This window comes from Parafrankia sp. EUN1f, assembly GCF_000177675.1.
Classification (GTDB): domain Bacteria; phylum Actinomycetota; class Actinomycetes; order Frankiales; family Frankiaceae; genus Parafrankia.
Window position 1 is genome coordinate 13,406 of record NZ_ADGX01000102.1, and the last position, 17,366, is coordinate 30,771.

The 17,366-nt window shown below is 70.3% G+C and carries 19 protein-coding genes, 2 pseudogenes and 1 riboswitch; of the genes and pseudogenes, 10 read left to right on the forward strand and 11 right to left on the reverse strand.

Annotated elements, in window-relative coordinates; genetic code table 11:
* Positions 1-620 precede the first annotated feature (620 nt).
* A riboswitch (cyclic di-AMP (ydaO/yuaA leader) is annotated at positions 621-822 on the forward strand.
* A gap of 268 nt (positions 823-1,090) precedes the next feature.
* Complete coding sequence (locus tag FREUN1FDRAFT_RS25750) at positions 1,091-1,834, forward strand: peptidoglycan-binding protein (RefSeq protein WP_006543186.1); 744 nt, start codon at positions 1,091-1,093, stop codon at positions 1,832-1,834.
* Positions 1,835-2,322: 488 nt separating this feature from the next.
* Positions 2,323-2,748, forward strand: coding sequence for a methylmalonyl-CoA epimerase (gene mce, locus FREUN1FDRAFT_RS25755; RefSeq protein ID WP_006543187.1), 426 nt, complete (start codon positions 2,323-2,325; stop codon positions 2,746-2,748).
* A 152-nt stretch (positions 2,749-2,900) separates the two neighbouring features.
* Here mce and FREUN1FDRAFT_RS25760 read toward each other — a convergent pair whose 3' ends face one another.
* From FREUN1FDRAFT_RS25760 to FREUN1FDRAFT_RS25780, 5 genes are all read right to left on the reverse strand, one after another.
* Positions 2,901-3,251, reverse strand: a complete 351-nt coding sequence (locus tag FREUN1FDRAFT_RS25760) for a hypothetical protein (RefSeq protein ID WP_006543188.1) — start codon at positions 3,249-3,251, stop codon at positions 2,901-2,903.
* A 35-nt stretch (positions 3,252-3,286) separates the two neighbouring features.
* Positions 3,287-3,823: an LppP/LprE family lipoprotein gene (locus FREUN1FDRAFT_RS25765; protein ID WP_006543189.1), complete on the reverse strand. Its 537-nt coding sequence runs from the start codon at positions 3,821-3,823 to the stop codon at positions 3,287-3,289.
* 120 nt (positions 3,824-3,943) lie between these two features.
* Positions 3,944-4,435 (reverse strand): DUF5134 domain-containing protein, encoded by a 492-nt coding sequence (locus tag FREUN1FDRAFT_RS25770; RefSeq protein ID WP_232295402.1) that lies wholly within the window; start codon positions 4,433-4,435, stop codon positions 3,944-3,946.
* Positions 4,436-4,626: 191 nt separating this feature from the next.
* Positions 4,627-4,860, reverse strand: coding sequence for a hypothetical protein (locus FREUN1FDRAFT_RS25775; protein WP_006543191.1), 234 nt, complete (start codon positions 4,858-4,860; stop codon positions 4,627-4,629).
* A 279-nt stretch (positions 4,861-5,139) separates the two neighbouring features.
* Positions 5,140-5,796, reverse strand: coding sequence for a response regulator transcription factor (locus FREUN1FDRAFT_RS25780; protein ID WP_006543192.1), 657 nt, complete (start codon positions 5,794-5,796; stop codon positions 5,140-5,142).
* A gap of 249 nt (positions 5,797-6,045) precedes the next feature.
* On the opposite strand from FREUN1FDRAFT_RS25780, the gene FREUN1FDRAFT_RS25785 reads away from it, so the two are divergent.
* Positions 6,046-6,675 carry a response regulator gene (locus FREUN1FDRAFT_RS25785; protein ID WP_006543193.1) on the forward strand — a complete coding sequence of 210 codons (630 nt, stop codon included), beginning with the start codon at positions 6,046-6,048 and terminating at the stop codon, positions 6,673-6,675.
* Here FREUN1FDRAFT_RS25785 and FREUN1FDRAFT_RS25790 read toward each other — a convergent pair.
* The 3 genes from FREUN1FDRAFT_RS25790 to FREUN1FDRAFT_RS25800 form a co-directional block, all read right to left on the reverse strand.
* A complete protein-coding gene (locus tag FREUN1FDRAFT_RS25790) occupies positions 6,647-8,290 on the reverse strand; it encodes an aldehyde dehydrogenase family protein (RefSeq protein ID WP_006543194.1) in 1,644 nt (547 codons plus the stop codon). The genes FREUN1FDRAFT_RS25785 and FREUN1FDRAFT_RS25790 overlap by 29 nt on opposite strands.
* A gap of 90 nt (positions 8,291-8,380) precedes the next feature.
* Positions 8,381-9,160, reverse strand: a complete 780-nt coding sequence (locus tag FREUN1FDRAFT_RS25795) for an enoyl-CoA hydratase (RefSeq protein WP_006543195.1) — start codon at positions 9,158-9,160, stop codon at positions 8,381-8,383.
* Positions 9,161-9,164: 4 nt separating this feature from the next.
* Positions 9,165-10,289: a thiamine pyrophosphate-dependent enzyme gene (locus FREUN1FDRAFT_RS25800; RefSeq protein ID WP_006543196.1), complete on the reverse strand. Its 1,125-nt coding sequence runs from the start codon at positions 10,287-10,289 to the stop codon at positions 9,165-9,167.
* A 104-nt stretch (positions 10,290-10,393) separates the two neighbouring features.
* Here FREUN1FDRAFT_RS25800 and FREUN1FDRAFT_RS25805 point away from each other — a divergent pair, with 104 nt between their 5' ends.
* Entirely contained in the window at positions 10,394-10,711 is a 318-nt protein-coding gene (locus tag FREUN1FDRAFT_RS25805; RefSeq protein ID WP_006543197.1) for a GlsB/YeaQ/YmgE family stress response membrane protein, read from the forward strand.
* 220 nt (positions 10,712-10,931) lie between these two features.
* On the opposite strand, the gene FREUN1FDRAFT_RS41975 is transcribed toward FREUN1FDRAFT_RS25805, so the two are convergent.
* From FREUN1FDRAFT_RS41975 to FREUN1FDRAFT_RS25815, 3 genes are all read right to left on the reverse strand, one after another.
* Positions 10,932-11,210 carry a UBP-type zinc finger domain-containing protein gene (locus FREUN1FDRAFT_RS41975; protein WP_083828819.1) on the reverse strand — a complete coding sequence of 93 codons (279 nt, stop codon included), beginning with the start codon at positions 11,208-11,210 and terminating at the stop codon, positions 10,932-10,934.
* Positions 11,211-11,429: 219 nt separating this feature from the next.
* Entirely contained in the window at positions 11,430-11,978 is a 549-nt protein-coding gene (locus tag FREUN1FDRAFT_RS25810) for a GNAT family N-acetyltransferase (RefSeq protein WP_006543199.1), read from the reverse strand.
* Positions 11,975-12,826 carry a Sir2 family NAD-dependent protein deacetylase gene (locus FREUN1FDRAFT_RS25815; protein WP_006543200.1) on the reverse strand — a complete coding sequence of 284 codons (852 nt, stop codon included), beginning with the start codon at positions 12,824-12,826 and terminating at the stop codon, positions 11,975-11,977. Before FREUN1FDRAFT_RS25815 ends, FREUN1FDRAFT_RS25810 begins: the two co-directional genes overlap by 4 nt.
* Positions 12,827-12,967: 141 nt before the next feature.
* On the opposite strand from FREUN1FDRAFT_RS25815, the gene FREUN1FDRAFT_RS25820 reads away from it, so the two are divergent.
* The 6 genes and pseudogenes from FREUN1FDRAFT_RS25820 to FREUN1FDRAFT_RS25840 form a co-directional block, all read left to right on the forward strand.
* Complete coding sequence (locus FREUN1FDRAFT_RS25820; protein ID WP_006543201.1) at positions 12,968-13,234, forward strand: HypC/HybG/HupF family hydrogenase formation chaperone; 267 nt, start codon at positions 12,968-12,970, stop codon at positions 13,232-13,234.
* A gap of 41 nt (positions 13,235-13,275) precedes the next feature.
* Positions 13,276-14,331: a hydrogenase expression protein HypE gene (locus tag FREUN1FDRAFT_RS25825; protein ID WP_006543202.1), complete on the forward strand. Its 1,056-nt coding sequence runs from the start codon at positions 13,276-13,278 to the stop codon at positions 14,329-14,331.
* The gene (locus tag FREUN1FDRAFT_RS25830; RefSeq protein ID WP_006543203.1) at positions 14,328-16,124 is read left to right on the forward strand and encodes a nickel-dependent hydrogenase large subunit; all 1,797 of its coding nucleotides are present in this window, start codon (positions 14,328-14,330) and stop codon (positions 16,122-16,124) included. Before FREUN1FDRAFT_RS25825 ends, FREUN1FDRAFT_RS25830 begins: the two co-directional genes overlap by 4 nt.
* Positions 16,125-16,131: 7 nt before the next feature.
* Positions 16,132-16,710, forward strand: coding sequence for a hypothetical protein (locus FREUN1FDRAFT_RS25835; protein WP_006538168.1), 579 nt, complete (start codon positions 16,132-16,134; stop codon positions 16,708-16,710).
* Between the two features lie 47 nt (positions 16,711-16,757).
* A pseudogene (locus tag FREUN1FDRAFT_RS46750) lies at positions 16,758-17,030 on the forward strand (DUF5947 family protein); the annotation flags it as partial.
* A 40-nt stretch (positions 17,031-17,070) separates the two neighbouring features.
* Positions 17,071-17,366: pseudogene (locus FREUN1FDRAFT_RS25840) on the forward strand (PAC2 family protein); the annotation flags it as partial.

Sequence of the window (17,366 nt, forward strand, 5' to 3'; positions counted from 1 at the left end):
TCACACCGCACGTCCGCTCGGGCTCGCTCGGTCCACTGGCCGGGCGAGCCTGTCCCTGACGACGGCGCGGTCCGACGGGAGAGCGCCGGCCCCTCCAGCTCGCCCGCGACGTACGGGGCGGTTCCGCGGAACCGCCCCGCCAGTCACCCCAGGACGTCGGCGAGGACCCCGAGGTGAACGCGGGGACGGGGTGGGGTCCGGTCGGAGTCGCCGATACAGGTCAGCGGTGGCCCGCACCGCGGGATGACGAAGGGCGTGGGATCGCCCCCGAGATCGACGCACAGCGTCGACGTCTGGCCCGGCGCGAGATGCTACGCACATCACAGCCGATTCGGCGAACGTGAGCCGACAGGCCTGCCAGAGATCGCTGCGGATCGGTCACCACTCTCCTCGGACGACCCGGTCACCGCGCGCGTCTCCACCAATCGACAGAACCCCGCATACACCACATCGGCGGCACTGGCGGTACTCGGTGGACCTCTCCCCCGTTTCGTCGCGTACAGTGCGCATACACCAACCTGTTGTACGCATCGTGACTAGGTAGCGCCACAAAAGGGCAAAAACTAGCACTTGCGACTACCCTTAGTAGTTCGTTACGGTGTGTTGGCACGAAACAAGCGACGGGTCGTACGCCGAGTTCTGCCCTAGGCCCGTCGTCCCCTCCTAGTGACCATCAGGGCAGAAGCGGGGGAACCAGGTTCCTCCGGATGGCCACCGCACCCAGGCGGCCGTCCTCGGGGTGAAGTCGCCGCGCAGCGCGCGCCGACCGGGCTTCCCGGCCCGAACCCGACAGCTAACCTCGCAGGCGTACGGGAAGGATCTGCGTGTACGCATGCTTGGAATAGCAGCCGGGACTGCATCCGTCCCTCGGAACGCCGCCGCGGTAACGCCGCGTCCGTAACCCGGGGTTGACACCGGAGATCTTGGGCCCAGTCGGGCCCGGACAAATTTCACGCCGATAGCAGAACGCGCGTCCGCTCGCGCGCCTTTCGCGACCCCATTTCGTCGCGACTCATTGATCCGTGTACGGATCGTTGGCGCCTGAAGACGCCCTGCCCGCCTGCTCTTCAACGTAGAAAGAGATATCTAGATGTCGATCGGAAAGCACCGCAAGCCCCCGCGCGTCCGCAGCCGAGGTCGTGGGCGCTCCGCTGCTGTTGCCGCCGCCAGCGTCATCGGGGCATCCGCCGGCCTGCTCTTCACCGCGGGCCCCGCCAGCGCGGCCGTGGTCTCGGACACGACCATCGCCCAAGTAGCGAAGAACGCCGGCCTGAACTCCTGCCGCGGAATTCCGCTGAGCACCTGGGTCGCCGTCGCCCTCGCCGAGTCGGGCGGCAACACCACCGCCCACGCCTCCGTCGGCGAGGACTCCCGCGGCCTGTGGCAGATCAACATGCGTGCGCACGCCGGCTGGGTCGGAAACCGCGACCTCTACGACCCGAACGTCAACGCCTGGGCCGCGCGCCAGGTCTGCCAGAGCCAGGGCATCACCGCGTGGAGCGCCTACACCACCGGCATGTACGCGAAGTTCCTGCCCCGTGGAGCGGCTGCCGCCGCGGCCGTGGGCAACTCGGTGAGCACCACGGTGTCCACCGCGCCGTCCACCAGCGCCAACCGCACCGTCGACTCGGGCTACATGCGGCTGGGCGTGTCCGGCCCCCGCTGGGATGTCTCCCTGGTGCAGGACCAGCTGCGTAAGCTCGGTTACCCGATCGTCGTCGACGGCTACTTCGGACCGCAGACCAACCACATGGTCATCGACTTCCAGAAGAAGCACGGCCTGGTGCCCGACGGCGTCATCGGCCCGCTCACCCACAAGGCCCTGTTCGGCTGATCGGCCGCACAACCGAATACCTGAGCGAGCGACTGGTCGATCAGCTGACCCTCGTCAGCTGATCGGAATCACCGATCGACTCGATGCACCGTCCCCGCCGCGGGCCCCTGGAAATCCAGAGGCGTCACGGCGGGGACGCCGCGTCTCCGGGCGATAACCCGCACCCCTGGGAATCAGCTCGGAAGAAATGCGATCCAGCCAGGCTCCAGCCACCGTTACACGTCTTACCCGATTCGCTGTAGACGGCACAGATCTTCTTAAGGATTCAAGCGGGGATTTCATACCGACTGCGGCGACTGGGACCTTCCCGCGCTACTCGTGGTGAAACGCCGAGGAAGCCCGGGGTGACGCGCGCCACAGGTCGATGGTGACCGGGACACGGCGTACAGGATTCAGTGGACCGCAACGCCGTATCCGGGCAGTCTCGGAGGCTGGGCCCGGGCCGGACGCCGCCACGGGCCGACCGTCCTACGACCAGGAGCGATGTTGTGCTGACCAGGATCGACCATGTCGGGATCGCCGTGGCCTCGCTGGAGGAGGCCATTCCCCGCTACGAGGCCGCATTCGGCCTGACGGTCGCGCATCAGGAGACCAACGAGGCGCAGGGCGTGCGCGAGGCCATGCTGCTGGTCCACAAGGGCGACACCGGCGGTTCCTACGTCCAGCTGCTGGAGCCGATCCGCGAGGACACCCCGGTCGGCAAGTTCCTGGCCAAGAAGGGGCCGGGCATCCACCACATCGCCTACGGCGTGGGTGACATCGACTCCGCGCTGGCCGCGCTCACCGTCGCCGGCTTCGACCTGGTCAACAAGACGCCCGTGCACGGCACCGCCGGCAGCCGCATCGCCTTCATGCACCCGAAGGGTGTCGGCGGTGTGCTCACCGAGCTGGTCGAGGCACCGGAAGGGCACTGACTCGGCGCCCCCACCGGCTCCCGCACGCGGCGCCGGGCGTCGGCCATCTCGCCGACGCCCGGCGCCCCGCAGCCCGCAGCCCACGGCCCGCAGCCCACGGCCCGCAGCTCGCGATCACCCGCGGGCCGTGAAGGCCCGCCCGGCTGCCATTGTCACCACAGCACCGCGATCGCCACGTTGGCCACCCCGAGCCCACCCGCGGCGTGAGCCAGGGCCGCCGGCGCCTCGCGGCCACGGGCGTTGCCCACGACGGCGACGCCGGCGACGGCCGCCGCGACGACGAGCTTGACCGCGATCTTGGCATTGTCCACGTCCCGGTCCACCGCCCCGCTGGACGCCAGCCCCACCAGGATCATGCCCGTGACGATCTGGACGAGGGCGCCGTGCAGGATGCCGGGCGTGATGACCGGATGCGGCGAGCGGATCTGCGCGAGCCACCCTCCGACAATCATGGCCATCCCGACCAGGTGAAACACAACAACGATGTTGTAGACGACGCCCATGACGTCTTTTCTACAGGACGTAGAACATGGCTGGTTCAGCGGCGGCTCGACGGGGCGGACCAGTCGTTGGTCGGGATCGGGTCGAGCGCCTGCACCGCGGTGCCGTTCCACCGGAAGCGCACCGTGGCCGCCCCCGCCGACGGGCAGCACATCGGATCATCAGGGCGGTACAGGTCGTACTGAAGCGCCACGGTGTCGCTCGTGGACCACACCCACCGCACGTTCGCACTCGCGACGGTGTCGGTTCCGACGAACCGGCCTTGGTTGAAGAAGAACGCCTGCTGCGGATGTCCGTCCACGGATGACGTCAACCGCCCCACGATCGCGCTCAGCGCCCACGAGGGTTCGTAGCTGCTGCTCCCCATCGGCGTGTAGCCGCGTTCCCGCACCAGCCGCACCGCCTGCGCGGGTGTCAACGCACCGGCCGGTGCGGCCGGTGTCGCGGCGACCGGTGTGGATGCTGGTGTGCTCGCCGGTGCGGCGAGACTCGCCGAAGCCGTCACGGCCGTCACGGCCGTCGCGGTCAGCACTGCGGTGAAGGTCAGCACGAAGATGAGCACGATGCGCCGCATGAGGTCGCCCCCTTGGCCTCGTTTCCGCCAACCGGGTGACCATAGGCGCTCGCGGCGCGCTCCGCCCGCCAGGAAGTCGATTCGCGCGCTATCGGAACATCGCGGATCGCAACATCGCGGTCAGACGTGCCCGAGGAACATCAGCACCATCCCGCCCGACATGACCAGCCTGGTGCCACGCGGAACGACCGGATCCGGGAACGCCCTGACCAGCCAGGCGGTGATCCTGCGGGCGGATGTCCGCGCCGCCCAGCGGGCGGGCAGGCCCACCAGCGCCACCAGGCAGGCTCCGGCGAAGACGGCGACGCACCAGGCGCCGAGGGCACCGTCGGTGCGCAGCGGCCAGCCCGCGAAACCCACCGCGCCCGACATGCACGCCATCGCCGCCGACTCGACGACGACCATGGCGCAGCATGACCAGACTCCGGGCGTCCCGCAGTGGGGATGCAGCACCACCATCGCCAGCATGACGAGCGCGAGTGCCAGGTACACGGTGAAGAACGGCCACGAGCCGATGAACCGCGGCGGGCCGACGAACATCACCGCCATCCCCGCCGCGACCAGCACGTGGGCGACTTCGATCCAGCCGTCGGCGACTGTATGACCAGCCACCGGGTGGCCCGCCGCCGGAGGACCGGCCACCGGGTGACCGAGTGTAAGGCGCCCGGCCGGGGTGGAGCGAAGCAGCCCGCACAGCCGCACGAGGTGAACCGCCGCCACCGCCGCGGCAGCCGCGGCAGCCACGGCGGTGACCGGCCCCGGCAACGGACCGAGCTCAGCCGCTACGGAATGAGGATGACCGGTCACCCTCCAGCGGCGATTTCGGCCGCCACCAGGGAGGTGATCCGGCCCGCGCGGGCCTCGTCGACGATGACTTCGAGCTGCTCGATGCTCATCTGGATCCGCTGGCCGAAGTCGTCCGTGAGCACAACCCGCCGGGTGGCCTCAGCCTCATGATCGATATAGAGCTCCGGGCAGCCACAGCTGCACTTGCCACAGAACGTGATGACGCGACTCAAGGCTTCCGAACCGCTCACAGCACCTCCCCGCTGACACGGCAAACAGAAGATCATCTGAAGTGTAAGCCGTCGGGCCCGCCGAGCCGGGGCGTTCCGAACACCATCACATTGTCGTGACAAGGTGCCCGGCAGGCGCTCCCCGGCGCAGGCCCGACGCCGCCCGACGCCGCCCGGACGCTGCTCGCCACCACCCGGGCGCCATCCGGCGCCAGACAGACGCTACTTGACCCCAGGCAAACACAGCTGGGTGCCGCGCGCAGCCGGGCGCCGCTCAGCTGTGCCGCTCAGCTGTGCCGCTCAGCTGTGCCGTGCGGCCTCCAGCCAGGCGAGCACCGCGAGCACGCGCCTGTTCTCGGTGGGCTCCATCCGCAGGCCGAGCTTGGTGAAGATGCTGGCGATGTGGGACTCGACCGTCTTCGGGCTCAGGTGCACCTGCTGGGAGATCCCGCTGTTCGACAGCCCCTGCGCCATCAGTTCGAGGATTCGCCGTTCGCGGTCGGACAGCCCGCGCAGGCGGTGCGACTGCGGGTAGCCGGCGAGCAGGCGCGCGGCGATGTGCGAGTCGATGACGGGCTGCCCGTCCCGCAGGCGCTCGAGCGCGTCCCGCAGCGCCTGCCGGTTGGTGATGTTGTCCTTGCGCATGTAGCCGATACCGTCGGCACCGCCGGCGAAGAGGTCGGCCGCGAACGGGTCGTCGTCGTGGGCGGTGACGACGAGAATGCCCATCGACGGGTGCGCGTCGCGCAACGCCCGGGCGGTCAGCAGCCCTTCGTTGGTCCGGGTGGGCGGCATCCGCATGTCCACGATCGCGACGTCGGGAGGAGCCTCGCGCACCGCTGCCAGCAGTTCGGTGCCGGTCGGCACCGACGCCGTGACCTGGACGCCGATCGTCGTGAGCAGAACACCGAGTGCCTCTCTGATGAGCCCACTGTCCTCCGCGATCGCAACACGCACACCGGATCTTCTCACGCCGTTGCTCACTGAACCTTTTCCATCGTCGACTCCGACCTGCGGCACCCTGACCGTGCACCGTGAGATCGAAAAGGCTCACGGTCCCGATCACACCGGGATAACCCCCGGACGTTCCGGGGTAGGGCCGGTAGCCGCACCGGGACGAGTCCGGTAGACCTGACCGATGCCCTTCGGCCTCAAGCGCTGCCGCGTCAGCGCCAGCGGTGCAACGACCAGCTGGATGACGGTCCGGTGCGGGTAGCGATCGCGGATGACAGCCCGCATCTGCGCGCGGGGCTGCGTGCGCTCGTGGCCAGTGTCGGCGCGCAGGTCGTCGCGGTCGTCGGCCGCGGTCACGACCTCGTCGACGTCGTCACGGACGCCCCCGTCACCGAGCCGGTGGACGTCGCCCTGGTCGACATGCGGATGCCGCCGACCCTCACCGATGAGGGCCTGCGTGCCGCGCGGCAGATCAAGGCGCTGCGCCCGGCCACGGCGGTCCTGGTCTTCTCCGCCGACGACGAGGCGCCGTACGCGGCAGACCTGCTGCGCGACTCACCGTGCGGCGTAGGCTACGTCCTGAAGTCGACGATCACGGACCGCGACCAGCTGCGGTCGGTGCTGACGCGCCTGTCGGCAGGCGAGGTGGTCGTCGACAACGACGTGGCCCGCCAGCTGCTGAGCCGGCCCGGCGTCGCACCGGCGCTCGCCGTGCTGGATGACCGTCAGCGGGCCGCGCTGGTGCTCGCGGTGCAGGGGAAGGCGGTCAGCGAGCCGGTCCTGGCGGGGCTGCGCGACACGCTCGGGTTCCCGCCCGCCCTGGGCGGCACCGCGGGCCCGGTCGCCGCCGAGCTCATAGCCTGGCTGCTCGCACCCGCCTGAGCAGCCGGCCCGCCACACCGCCGGTCGTCGTGCCAGCCGGGCCTCCGGCCGCCGTCCCGTTCGCGCTGCCGGCCGTCGTCCCGTTCGCACCGTGCATCGTCGTCCCCGTAGCGTTGCCGGTCGTGGGCGCACCGCGGTGACGCACCCGCAGTGCCGCCCTCAGCACGGTGGACGTCCCCGGATACGGGTCGAACCGGGTGACGTCGAGGCCCCGGACGCCCGGGCGGCGGGCGGCGACCGATCGGGGCCGGGCGAACTCGCGCAGGCCGTCAGCCCCGTGGATCCGCCCGAACCCGCTCTCCCCGCGCCCGCCGAACGGGAGGGTGGGGATCGCGGCGAAGGACAACACCGAGTTCACCGACACCATGCCCGCGTCGAGGCGACCGGCGATCTCCTCGCCCCGGGACCGGGAGAAGACGGCCGCGCCCAGTCCGTAGCGGCTGTCGTTGGCCAGGGCGATCGCCTCGTCGACGTCGCCGACGGTCCGCACGGTCATCGTCGGGCCGAACGTCTCCTCCTGCACCGCCGCGCTGTCCTCGGGCACGTCGACCAGCACGATCGGATCGACGAACCGGCCGCGCACCGCCTGTGGCCCGCCGAGCAGGGTCGACCCGCCGCGGGCGAGCGCGTCCGCGACATGCCTGCGGACGACGTCGACCTGGCCCGGCATCGTCATCGGGCCGTAGGCGGCCTGCGGGTCGGACCCGGGCCGGACGTCGGCGAGCTGTCTGCGCAGCTCGGTGAGGAAGGCGTCGCGCACACCGGCCACGACATAGACACGTTCGACCCCGGCGCAGGTCTGCCCGGCGTTCGAGGCCGCACCCCAGGCCACCATCCTCGCCGCGGCGGCGATGTCGGCGTCCTCGGCCACGATCGCCGCGTCCTTGCCGCCGCACTCGGCGACCACCGGGGTGAGGGTCGCGGCGCAGGTGGCCAGCACCTTCCTGGCCGTCGCTCCCGACCCGGTGAAGGCGATCTTGTCGACACCGGCCCGGCACAGGGCCGTCCCGGTGTCGCCACCGCCGGTCACCGCGACGAGGACTCCCTCGGGCAGATCCGGGTTGGCCGCGGTGAAGCCCTCGACGAGGAGCAGGCCCAGCGCCGATGTCAGCTCGCTGGGCTTGAACACGACCGTGTTGCCCGCGGCGAGCGCGTAGGCGAGGGAACCGGTCGGGGTCAGCAGCGGGTAGTTCCACGGCCCGATCACCCCGACCACGCCGTAGGGCTGGTAGCCGACCCGCGCGGCGTAGTCGATCATCAGCGCGGTGGTGCGGACCCGGCGCTCGCGCAGCACCGGGCGGGCGTTGCGCGCCGCCCAGCGGATGTGTTCGCAGGTCAGCAGGAGCTCGAGGCGGGCGGCGATCGCCGGCTTGCCGTTCTCGGCGTGAACGAGGTCGACGATCTCATGCTCATGGGCGGCCAGCCAGGCCGCCCAGCGCAGCAGGGCGGCCCGCCGGCCGGCGAAGCCGACCGCCTGCCACGCCGACCGCGCAGACCGCGCCGACCGGACGGCGGCGCCCACCTCGTCGGCGGACATCACCGCGAAGGTTCCGACGACCTCGTCGGTCGCCGGGTTACGTGACTCGAACTTCGCTTCCGCTGCCTGCGCTGCCATGACGTTCCGCCTTCGTCCCCACGTCCGGTGTTCCCTGCGTCCGGTGTTCCCTGCGTCCGGACGCACCCGCCCCGTCGTCGGGCCGCGGCCCTATTTGCCCTGGAAGATCGGGGGGCGCTTCTCGGCTCGCGCCCGGCGGCCTTCCTGGGCGTCGTCGCTGGCCCAGCATGCCTCATAGGCGGCGGTCACGGCCGCCGACGGCCGCGCGGCCAGGTCGACGGCCTCGTTGAAGGCCCGCTTCGAGTATGCGAGCGTCAGCGGCGCGAGCCCGGCCAGCTCCCGGGCCCAGGCGACGGCGACGGCGAGGTCACCGGAGCGCTGCACCAGGCCGAGGTCGATCGCCCGCTGCGCCGCCACGGTCTCGCAGCCGATCACGACCGCGCGTGCCGTCCCGCCACCGGCGAGCGCGGCGAGGCGACTGAGCGTCCACGGGTCGACCGCCAGGCCGAGCCGCGCCGTCGGAATCGCGAACGAGGCGCGTTCGGCGGCCACCCGCAGGTCGGCGGCGAGGGCAAGCTGCAGACCGGCGCCGATCGCCGGTCCGTTGACGGCCGCGATCACCGGAACGGCGGCATCAGTGATGGCGTGCAGTGCCGCGTAGAGCGCCTCGGTGAACGCCTCGCCGTACACCTGGTCGAGGTCCGCGCCGGCGCAGAAGCTGGTGCCGACACCGGTGAGGACGATGGCGCGCGCGCCGGAGTCCACCGCCTGCCCCACGCCGTCACGCAGGCCCTGGCAGTGGTCGATGTCCAGGGCGTTGCGCCGATCGGGCCGGTCGATGCGCACAATCGCGATCTTGTGGCCGGTGCCGGCGGGACTGTCGGCTTCGGCGGACGATTCGGATCCGGCGTGGATTTCGACATCTATCACGGCGTCAACCCTCCCAGATCTGCCCTCGCTGCTCCCGCAGTAGTGAGGAGCCACCAACGAGCACGTGATCGACCAGCGACCACGGGCTCGGATCCGGCAGGGCCAGGCACTGTCGGCGCAGCGCCGCGGCGGCGGCGTCGGCCTCGGCACGCACCTGCGCGAACCAGGCCGGCTCGTGGGTGTGGGCCAGCAGCCGCTCCAGCCGGTCGATCGGGTCCCGCGCGCCCCACCACGCGACCTCGGCCGGCTCCTGGTACCTGGTCGCGTCGTCGGACGTCGTGTGCGGTGCCATCCGGTAGGTGTTCGCCTCGACGAGCACGGGGCCCTGACCCGAACGGGCGTGCTCAAGCGCCCAGCTGGTCACCGCATGCACGGCGAGCACATCGTTGCCGTCGACCCGGACCCCGGGAAAGCCGAACCCCTCCGCGCGACGGGCGAGGGGGACGGGCGACTGGCGACGGCTCGGCGTGGAGATCGCCCACTGGTTGTTCTGGCAGAAGAACACCACGGGTACCGCGAAACTGGCCGCCCAGACGAAGGCCTCGTTGGCGTCGCCCTGACTCATCGCACCGTCGCCGAGATAGACCATCACCACCTGCGGGTCGCCCACCGCCGTACCTTCTCCAGCGGCGCCTTCTCGAGCGGCGCCTTCTCGAGCGGCGCCTTCGTCGATTCGCACGCCGAGGCCGTAGCCGACCGCGTGCAACGTCTGCGAGGCCAGCACCAGCACGTAGTTGGCCACCTTGTACAGCTCCGGATCCCAGCCGCCGTGCGTCACGCCACGCAGCAGCCGCAGGACCTCCACCGCTGGGATACCCCGATGCCAGGCCACCGCGTGTTCCCGGTAGCTGGGGAACAGGAAGTCGCCCGGGCGGGCGGCCGCCGCCGAGCCCACCTGCGCGGCCTCCTGGCCACGCAGCGGAATCCACAGGACCAGCTCCCCCTGCCGCTGCAGGGCTGTCGCCTCCTCGTCCAGCCGCCGGGCCCGCACCATCTCCCGGTAAAACGACTCCGTCTGGCGAGAATCCGCGCGCACCGCGAACCGCGGATCATCGACGAGCGACCCGTCCGGTGCCAGCAGCCGAACGCCCTCGTCAAACGGCGTTGCGTTCTCACCGCGTTCCGCCATCAACGACATCCGTATTCATCCCGTCTGGTCGACGACTCGTTTGCGACGCTGGAACGGAGGGGAGACCCGGGGTATCCAACACCCGACCCAGGGGGCCATGCGTCGTGTTTCAAATTCTGTGGATAGTAGTGGCAGGTCTCGTCATCGGGCTTATCGCGCGCTTCATCGCACGCGCGGCCGGGCACGGCCGGTACGACATCCCGCTCTGGCTCACCGTGGCCATCGGTATCGTCGGCGCCCTCGTCGGAAATGTCATAGCAAGCGCGATCGGGGTGCGTAACACGTCGGGTATCGACTGGATTCGCCACGTTCTTCAGGTCGGCGTCGCGGTCGCCCTGGTCGCCATCGCCGCCCCGTTGTGGGCCGCCAGCGCCAAGGGGCGTGCACGCAGCGACCGCGACCGCTTCACCACGCACCACTAGGCCGCCTCGCCAGGCCACGCGAGGTGCTGCGTGGCCAGCGCGACGACCCGCCCCGCCCCGGGGCCGACGGCACCCACCGGTGCCCGCGGTCCCGGGGTGGCGCGCGCAGCGCGGCCCACGGTGGCCCTGCGGAGGTTCCACGAACCACCGGACACCCACCGGGGCATTTCGGATGCCCAAACATCGGACGCCCTGCTTTTGGGCACGCTATCGGACACAGCTATACATAGGCCTCGTCCACGTAGCACCAACGCCAGTGCTCGCCGGGCTGGAACGAACGGACGACCGGATGGCCCTCCGTATGCGCGTGTGCGTGGGCATGGCGCAGCGGCGAGGAGTCACAACAACCCACATTGCCACAGGTGAGACACAGCCTCAGATGCACCCAGGACGAGCCGACCCGCAGACACTCGGCGCATCCATCTGGTGTTGTCGGTACAACCGTCCGGATCATCGACAGATGAGGATCATCAGCAACGCTCACGTCCTCATTCTCCATTGAACGGCCGCTCACCGTGAGGCGGGTTGTATCACCGTCCCGGGCAAGCCTCCGGCGACACCTGATCAGTATCCCGATCAGTACACAGACACTCCCAGTTCACGGAGAATCCGACTGGCCGACACATCCAGTACCGATCGGACATCACCGCCCGTCTCGCCGCCGCCCGTAGCACCGTCGCCGGCAGCACCGCCGCCGGCACGCCGGGCCCATGCCAGCTCAGGCGCCGGGTGCTAGATCCTTGTCGAGGACGACGAAGACGAGATCCGTCCGGCGTGGCAGGCCGAACCGCTCGTCCCCGTAGGGGAACGGCTCGCGGCGGGAGGTGCGCCGATAGCCACGCCGCTCGTACCAGGCAATCAGCTCGTCCCGCAGCGAGATCACGAGCATCTCCATCCGGGCCGCGTGCCACTGCCGGCGCGCGAACTCCTCGGCGGTGGCGAGCAGCCGGTCACCGACGCCCCTGCCCTGCAGATCCGGGCGCACGGCGAACATCCCGAAGTACGCACCGTCGGGTCGGCGTTCCAGCTCGCAGCAGGCGACGATGGCGCCCGTCGGGTCGACCGCGGCCAGCAGCCGCAGATCCGGCCGCGCGATCGCCGCCAGAACCATCTCCAGATCCGTGCGCTGGCCGTCGAGCAGGTCGGCCTCGGTGGTCCAGCCGACCCGGCTGCCCTCGCCGCGGTAGGCGGACTCGATCAGCTCGACCAGCGCGGCCGCGTCCTGCCTGCCGGCGACACGCACGGTGAGATCACCGGCGGGGGTCATCGCGCCGCCGCGCCGGCGAGCTCGGTGGCCAGCCGCGGCAGGACCGTGCTGAGCTGCGCGTCCAGCGTGAAGGCCGCCCGGGCGTCGCCGCGGGTGGGCCCCTGGTTCACGATCCCGACCGGGATGCCCAGCTCCCCCGCCCGCAGCACGAACCGGTAGCCCGACATGACCGCCAGCGAGGATCCGAGCACCAGCAGCGCGCGGGACCGCGCGAGCAGGTCGACGGCCGCGGTGAGCCGGGCCGGCGGGACGGTCGCGCCGAAGAACACGACGTCGGGCTCGAGGTCACCGTCGCAGTCGACGCAGCCGACCACGGCGAAACCGTCGATCTCGGCCTCGGCGAGCGTGGCGTCGCCGTCCGGGTTGACCTCGGCGCCCAGCGGTGGGCCTTCGACGGCCCTGGTGTCGAAACCGGGGTTACTCAGCCGTAGCCGGCGGTCGAGGTCGGCCCGGTCGCTGAGGACCCCGCAGCCGCGGCAGCGGACCCGCGCCAGGCTGCCGTGCAGGTCGATCACCCGTCGCGAGCCGGCGGCGCTGTGCAGGCCGTCGACGTTCTGGGTGATGACGCCGTCCACCAGCCCAGCCGCCTCCAGCGCCGCGACGGCGTGGTGGCCCGGGTTGGGACGGGCCAGCGCGACATGCCGCCAGCCGACGTGGCTGCGGGCCCAGTACCGGCGCCGGGACTCGGCGTCCCCGGTGAACTGCTGGTAGGTCATCGGGGTGTGCCGGCGCAGCGATCCGTTCGGGCCGCGGTAGTCCGGGATGCCGGAACCCGTCGAGATCCCCGCGCCGGTGAGCACGGCGACGCCGCCGGCCGCGACGAGATCCCGCAAGGAGGCGAAGGCCATGTCTCCGAGCGTAGGGCGCGCCGGGCGGACATCAGGCCCGGTCGTCGTAGTCATGCTCACCACGGCGCTACCCGTCCCGCCATCGCCCAGGTCGTCACGTGTCGGGTGGTGCCACTCACATCACAGACGTACCGTTAGGCCGTGAACACGCACCGCAAGGACCATGCCGAAATAGCTGGCCCAAGCGCTCCGCCCTGCCACCCCGCCGGCGATCTCACCGGCGAGGCGGGCCACTGCATCACCTGTTCGGACGACGCGATCGAGATGGAGATCGTCCGTCTGGAGGAGGGCGGGCTGGCCGTCGCGAGGGCATCGGCCGGGGTGGAGGAGATCAGCATCGCGCTGGTCGAGGCGCAGGCGGGCGACACCGTCCTGGTGCACGCCGGGGAGGCGATCGCCGTCGTCTGAGTGATCAGTGATCGGTCGACGACGGAAGGGGTGGAAGAGTCGTGTCCACAGTCGAGGAACCGATCCACATACTCTGGATCAACGCCGGTCTGAGCTGCGACGGGGACTCCGTCTCGCTCACCGCGGCGACGCAGCCGAGCATCGAGGACATCGTGCTCGGCGCCCTGCCGGGTCTGCCGAAGGTCAGCGTGCACTGGCCGCTCATCGACTTCGAATCCGGCCCCGAGCAGGGCGCCGACACCTTCATCGAATGGTTCCGCAAGGCCGATCACGGCGAGCTGGACCCGTTCGTTCTGGTGGTCGAGGGATCCATACCGAACGAGGACCTCATCACCGGTGAGGGTTACTGGAGCGGTTTCGGTAACGATCCACAGACCCACCAGCCAATGCCCACCAGTACCTGGCTCGACCGGCTGGCTCCCAAGGCGCTCGCCGTACTGGCGGCGGGAACCTGTGCGACCTACGGCGGCATCCACGCCATGGCGGGAAATCCGACCGGGGCGATGGGGGTCCCGGACTACCTGGGCTGGGACTGGAAATCGAAGGCCCAGATTCCGATCGTGTGCGTGCCGGGCTGCCCGGTTCAGCCGGACAACCTCTCGGAGACGATCACCTATCTGCTGTACCAGGCCAGCGGCCAGGCCCCGATGATTCCGCTGGACGAGCAGCTGCGGCCACGCTGGCTGTTCGAGGCGACCGTGCACCAGGGGTGTGACCGCGCCGGCTACTACGAGGAGGGCCAGTTCACCACCGAATACGGAACCCCGCAGTGCCTGGTGAAGCTCGGCTGCTGGGGGCCGGTGGTGAAGTGCAACGTCCCGAAGCGGGGCTGGATCAACGGCGTCGGCGGCTGCCCGAACGTCGGCGGCATCTGCATCGCGTGCACCATGCCCGGTTTCCCGGACCGCTTCATGCCGTTCATGGACGAACCGCCCGGCGCCCATGTGTCGGCAGCGGCCAGCAGCGTGTACGGCGCGGTCATCCGCAGGCTCCGCGCCATCACGGCGCGCAAGGCCGACATCGAACCGCACTGGAGGCGCCGGGATGGCCACGCGCCCCAGCACGCCGAGGACTCGCGGGAGAAGGTGCTGCAATGACAACCACCTCGGAGCAAAGGGAAACCGAAGCCCGAGGCGCCGGCCCCCATCTGCTGGAGATGTCATGGGACCCGATCACCCGAATCGTGGGGAGCCTCGGCGTCTACACGAAGATCGACTGGCCGGCCCGGCGGGTCGTGGAATGCCACAGCACGTCATCGATCTTCCGCGGCTACAGCATCTTCATGAAGGACAAGGACCCACGGGACGCGCATTTCATCACCAGCCGGATCTGCGGGATCTGCGGTGACAACCACGCCACCTGTTCCGTCTACGCGCAGAACATGGCCTACGGGGTGAAGCCGCCGCACCTCGGGGAATGGATCATCAATCTCGGCGAGGCCGCCGAGTACATGTTCGACCACAACATCTACCAGGAGAACCTGGTCGGTGTGGACTACTGCGAGAAGATGGTCGGCGAGACGAATCCCGAGGTGCTGGAGCTGGCCCGGCGCACCGAGTCGCCCAACGCGGACCAACACGGGTACCGCACCATCGGCGACATCATGCACGCACTCAACCCCATCGAGGGAGAGTTCTACCGCGAGGCCCTGGCGATGAGCCGGGTCACCCGGGAGATGTTCTGTCTGATGGAGGGGCGCCACGTCCATCCGTCCACGCTCTACCCGGGCGGGGTGGGCACCGTCGCGTCCGTGCAGCTGTTCACCGACTATCTCACCCGACTGATGCGCTATATCGAGTTCCTCAAGCGCGTCGTCCCCATGCACGACGACCTGTTCGACTTCTTCTACGAGGCCCTGCCGGGCTACGAGGAGGTCGGTCGGCGGCGCGTGCTGCTCGGCTGCTGGGGTTCGTTCAACGACCCGGCGCACTGTGATTTCACCTACCGGAACATGGCCGACTGGGGCCGGCACATGTTCGTCACCCCGGGCGTGATCATCGACGGCCGACTGGTCACCAATGATCTGGTCGACATCAACCTCGGCATCCGCATCCTGCTGGGCAGCTCGTACTACGACGACTGGGCCGACAAGCCGATGTTCGTCACCAACGACCCGCTGGGAAACCCGGTCGACCGCCACCACCCCTGGAACCAGCACACCATCCCCCATCCGGGCCGGCGCGACTTCGACGACAAGTACTCGTGGGTCATGTCCCCGCGCTGGTTCGACGGGACGGACCACCTCCCCCTCGACACCGGCGGCGGGCCGATCGCCCGGCTGTGGAGCACGGCGCTGTCCGGGCTGGTCGACATCGGCTACGTACGGGCCACCGGGAGCAGCGTCCAGATCACCCTGCCGAAGTCGGCGACGGTCGGTGAGCGGACCTTCGAGTGGCTGATCCCCCGGTGGAGCAACGCCCTGGAGCGCAACAGGGCACGCACCTACTTCCAGGCCTACGCGGCGGCCTGCGCGGTCTACTTCGTCGAGCAGGCCCTCGCCGAGGTCCGCGCGGGCCACACCCGGACCTGGGAGCCGTTCGACGTCCCGCAGGACGCCGTGAGCTGCGGTTTCACCGAGGCGGTGCGCGGGGTGCTCTCCCATCACATGGTCATCCGGGACGGGCGCATCGCGAACTACCACCCGTACCCGCCGACGCCGTGGAACGCCAGCGTGCGCGACGTGTTCGGCACCCCCGGCCCGTACGAGGACGCGGTGCAGAACACGCCGATCTTCGAGAACAACCCGCCGGAGTCGTTCAAGGGGATCGACATCATGCGCACGGTCCGCAGCTTCGACCCGTGCCTGCCGTGCGGCGTGCACATGCACACCGGCACCGGGCGAACCCTGGAGGTGCTGCACACCCCGCACGCCTTCACCCCGGCCGGATGAGCGCGCGATGACAGCGACAGCGACAGTGACCACCGCGGACCCGCGCGACAGCACGGACCCGCGTGACACCGCGGCCCGCGTCGACGGTCTGCTCGCCAGGATGGAGCAGCTTGGCGACAGCCGGACGCGGGTGCTCGCGGAAGAGATCGTCAGAGCACTGATGGAGTTCTACGGTGCCGGCCTCGCCCGCGTCACCCGGATCGCCGACGCGGACACCGTCCGACGGCTCGCGGCGGACCCGCACCTGGGCCCCATGCTGGCAATGCACGGACTGCATCCCGTCAGCACCCGCGACCGGGTCGAGCAGGCGTTCGACCAGATCCGGGCGCAGCTGGGCGACCGGACCCCCGTGCTGGCGGTCACCGGCCCGGCCGACGACCGGGTGGTCACGGTCCAGGCCGACGGGCAGCCGACCAGCCCCGCGGTGATCGCCGCCGTCGAACGCGCCGTCGCGGCGCTCGCACCCGAGGTCGGCGTCACCGTCGAGGGGCAGCACCTCGCCGGCGACCTCGCCGCCGGACGTCCCCTGCTGCCCGTCGTCGGCGTGAGCGCGGCGGGCACGGCTGACCGGGCGAGCACGCCATGACGGCCCCCACCCTGCGCCGCTTCCTCGTCGCAAACCCGGGCCGTGCCATGACCCGGTGCGAGTTCTGCGGTGAGGCGGTCGCCGACGAGCACGGTCACGGTCACGTCGCGGACCTGGCCACCAGGTCCATCCTGTGCGCCTGCCCCGGCTGCCGGCTGCTGTTCACCCCCACCGGAGCCGGCGGCGGGCGCTACCGCGCGATACCGACCCGATACCGCTTCGCCCCCGGTTTCGCTGCCGGCCCGCGGCTGCTGGCCGCGGCGGGGATTCCGGTGGGGCTGGCGTTCTTCGTGATCCACGACGGGGCGGTCAACGCCTTCTACCCGAGCCCCGCCGGGGCGACGCACTGCGAGCTGCCCGCGGCGGCCACCGATGGTCTTCTACGAGGACCACTGGGAGAGCTACGAGGATCCGGTGCTGGCCATCGAGCTGCTGCACGACGAGGCGGGCACGCCCTTCCTGCTGCTCTCCGGTCCGGAGCCCGACCTGCACTGGAAGCGGTTCACCAGCGCCGTTCGGGCGATCATGAAGGATCTCGGGGTCCAGATGTCGGTCGGGCTCAACGCGATCCCGATGGCGGTTCCGCACACCCGGCCGTGTGGCGTCACAGCGCACGCGACCCGCAAGGAGCTGCTGGTCGGCAACGACCCGTGGAT